The sequence below is a fragment of the Dethiosulfatibacter sp. genome, assembly GCF_983023055.1.
The window spans coordinates 1-3,647 of sequence record NZ_CEZJXU010000263.1 but is presented as its reverse complement, the minus strand read 5'-3'; the positions used below and the strand labels follow the sequence as shown (position 1 = coordinate 3,647).

Annotated in this window: 3 protein-coding genes; 2 read left to right on the top strand and 1 reads right to left on the bottom strand. The window is 38.0% G+C overall.

Translation table 11 applies throughout. From position 1 onward, the window contains the following. On the bottom strand, nt 1-2,708 hold a 2,708-nt coding region (locus tag AC3AX0_RS09290), incomplete at its 3' end, for a DNA polymerase III subunit alpha (RefSeq protein ID WP_487550016.1). Nucleotides 2,709-2,885: 177 nt separating this feature from the next. Here AC3AX0_RS09290 and AC3AX0_RS09285 point away from each other — a divergent pair. After that, on the top strand, nt 2,886-3,314 hold the full coding sequence (locus AC3AX0_RS09285) for an NUDIX hydrolase (RefSeq protein WP_487550015.1): 429 nt from the start codon (nt 2,886-2,888) through the stop codon (nt 3,312-3,314). A 10-nt stretch (nt 3,315-3,324) separates the two neighbouring features. Next, nucleotides 3,325-3,647: DNA-binding protein WhiA (gene whiA / locus AC3AX0_RS09280; protein WP_487550014.1), on the top strand; the 323-nt coding region annotated here is incomplete at its 3' end.

The following is a 3,647-nucleotide window of genomic DNA, read 5'->3' as shown; positions in this document are numbered from 1 at the left end:
TCAATTATATTTTCATATACTGCTATTAGCTGGGATCTTCTTATGTTCAAGGAATCGAATGCACCACATTTTATTAATGATTCCATCTGTCTCTTATTCATTACATTGCTATCGACACGCTGACAAAATTCGGTGAAATCGTTGAAACTTCCCTTTAAATCTCTTTCCTTTACAATCTCGTCTATTGCACCTGCTCCCACATTCTTAACGGCAGCCAAACCAAATCTGATTTTTCCGTCTTTTACAATAAACTTTGATTCACTCTCGTTTATATCCGGAGGAAGAACCTCTATTCCCAGCCTTCTGCATTCCCTTATATATATAGAAACGGAACCAGCACTGTTCATAATGGATGATATCTGTGCAGCCATAAACTCAACGGAATAATAGTTCTTAAGCCAAGCAGTCTGGTAGGCAAGAGCCGAATATGCCGCTGAATGGGATTTATTGAAAGCATAGTTTGCAAAGTCTATCATAAGGTCGAATATTTCATTTGCATCCTTTTCAGCTATTCCATTTTTTATGGCTCCTGTAATTTCCTGATTCCCTTCTTCGTCTTCCTTGCCGTAGATGAAGTACTGCCTTTCCTGCTCCATTATCTTCATCTTTTTCTTACTCATTGCTCTTCTAACAAGATCGGATCTTCCAAATGAAAACCCACCTATATCCCTTACAATCTGCATTACCTGTTCCTGATAGACCATGCATCCATAGGTTACATTGAGAATGTCCTTTAAATTGTCGTTAATATATTCTATTTCCGAATTATTGTTTTTATTGTTTATATATTTTGGAATCTGCTGCATTGGTCCCGGTCTGTACAGGGCGTTTGCTGCCACAATGTTTTCGAAATGGTCAGGTTTCATTTCCTTTAGAACAGCTCTCATTCCCGAACTTTCAAACTGGAATATACCAAGAGTGTCCCCTCTTGAAAACATGTCATATACATGGGGATCATCATATTCACATTTTGCGAAGCTTATTTTTTTTCCAGTATTTTTCTTCACCAGGTCCACTGCATCCCTGATTACAGTCAATGTTCTAAGACCTAAAAAATCCATCTTTAGAAGGCCAAGTTCTTCAAGCTCAGTCATATTGTACTGTGTTGTAATTACATCCTTACTCTTTGAAAGAGGGACATATTCAGTAATCGGAAGTTTTGATATAACTACTCCCGCCGCATGAGTTGATGTATGTCTTGGTAAACCTTCAACCTTCATTGCTATATCAATAAGGTCCTTTATCTTTTCCTCTCCATCATAGAGATCCTTTAGCTCCCTGCTTTTTTCAAGAGCCCTTCTTATGGTTATGCCTAGCTCTGCAGGGATTTTTTTCGCAACAAAGTCAACCTCACCATAGGCCATGTTCATTGCTCTTCCAACATCCCTTATAGCTCCCTTTGCAGCCATAGTTCCAAAAGTTACTATCTGCGCAACCCTATCACTGCCGTACTTTCTAATTACATAGTCAATTACTTCTTCTCGCCTTTCGTAACAAAAGTCGATATCAATATCAGGCATGGACACCCTTTCAGGATTGAGAAACCTTTCAAAGATCAGATCATACTTCAAAGGATCTATATCTGTAATCTTAAGAGCGTATGAAACTATACTTCCAACTGCAGAGCCTCTTCCAGGGCCTACCATAATATTATTGTCCTTGGCATATTTTATGAAGTCCCAAACAATGAGGAAATAATCAACATACCCCATCCCCTTTATAACTCCCAGTTCATAGGACAGTCTCTTTTGAATCTCTTCTGTTACTACTTCATATCTTCCCTTAATTCCTTCATTACAAAGATACTCCAAATATGTGGTATTGTTGTATCCTTGAGGAGAGATAAATTCAGGGAGATGCATGGTATCGAAATCCAGCTCCACATTGCACCTTTCTGCAATCCTCACTGTATTTTCAGCAGCCTCTTCTAGATCAGGAAACATTGACACCATTTCATTATAGTCTTTGAGATAAAACTCGTCTGATGGAAATTTCATTCTGTCTTCATCATCCATGTTTTTTCCTGTTTGAATACAGAGAAGTACTTCATGGAATTTTGCATCATCCCGGTTAATATAGTGGACATCATTAGTCATAACAAGGGGCAGGTTATATTCCTTGGACATTTTCACCAGGTTTTCATTTATTTTCTTCTGCTCCCTTATACCGTGGTCCTGAAGCTCCAGGAAGAAATTACCCTGTCCAAAAATATCGATATATTCCATTGCCTTTTCAACAGCCTTTTCATAAGGTCCCCTGAGAATCTGCTGCTGAACTTCTCCTGCTATACAGGCGCTAAGGGCAATTATTCCCTTGCTGTGTTTTTTAAGGACTTCCTTGTCTACCCGGGGCTTGTAATAGAACCCATCAATATATCCCATTGATACAATTTTTATAAGATTGTTGTATCCTTCCTGGTTTTCAGCCAAAAGTACAAGATGATACTGTTTTTTATCCTTTACAGGATCCTTGTCATTCATGGTTCTTTCCGCTATATATACTTCACAGCCCAGAATGGGCTTTATATTATTCTTTTTTGCTTCCTTGTAGAACTGGACAACTCCATGCATGTTGCCATGGTCAGTAATGGCAATGCTGTCCATATTCATCTGTGACGCCTTCTCCACAAGCTTGCTTATCCTTGCAGCACCGTCAAGGAGACTGTACTCAGTATGGACATGGAGATGTACAAATTTATTGTTGCTCATAGAAACTCCTTAATAATATGATATTTTATTATAGCACAAGGGAGGTTCTCCGGCATTATCATTTTACAATGTCTTAATTATTATTATATGACTAATCTTAGCCAATATTGTTTTTATTGATTATATAAGCTTTAACTGTTATGATATACTTGTTATTTCAAACTGAGGAGACAATTAATGATAGAAGAAGTTAGTGCTGGCGGAATAGTCTTTTTCGGAAATTCCATACTGCTTCTGCGCAAATTCAACGGCGATTTCGTTCTTCCAAAGGGAAGGGTTGAAAAAGACGAAACACTCATGCACGCCGCTGTAAGAGAAGTCAATGAAGAAAGTGGAGCCAAGGTAAGTGTAATTAAATATCTTGATAAAATTTCCTATGAATTTATGAGGAATTCAAATAAAAAACTTAAAATCAGAAAAACGGTTCACTGGTATATAATGAAGGCCAGAGACATGAACTGCAAACCACAAAAAAGCGAAGGATTCATATCTGCTGCATACTATCCCTTTCAAAGGGCAATAAGTCTTGCAAGATATGATGATGAAAGAAGAGTAATATCCAATGCTGTGGAAGATATAGAATTCTTCCAGCACAAGCTCAATTAGAGGTGGTCACATGTCCTTTTCATCAATAGCAAAAAACGAAATATGTAGAAAAAACATTGAAAAGAACTGCTGTGCCTTGAGTGAGCTATCCGCACTCATAAGAACTACCGGTTCCATCTCACTTAAAGGAAGACGAAATATTTCCATAGATTTTTCAACGGAAAATGCCGCAATCGCAAGACGTATATATTCCCTTCTAAAAATACTCTACAACGCGCCTGCAGATGTGGAATCAAGAAAAACCAATCGTCTAAAGAGAGGAAACAGCTACAGAATTAAGTTTCACGGAGATGCAAAGACACTGTTGAAGGATACCCTTGTAATTACAGACGA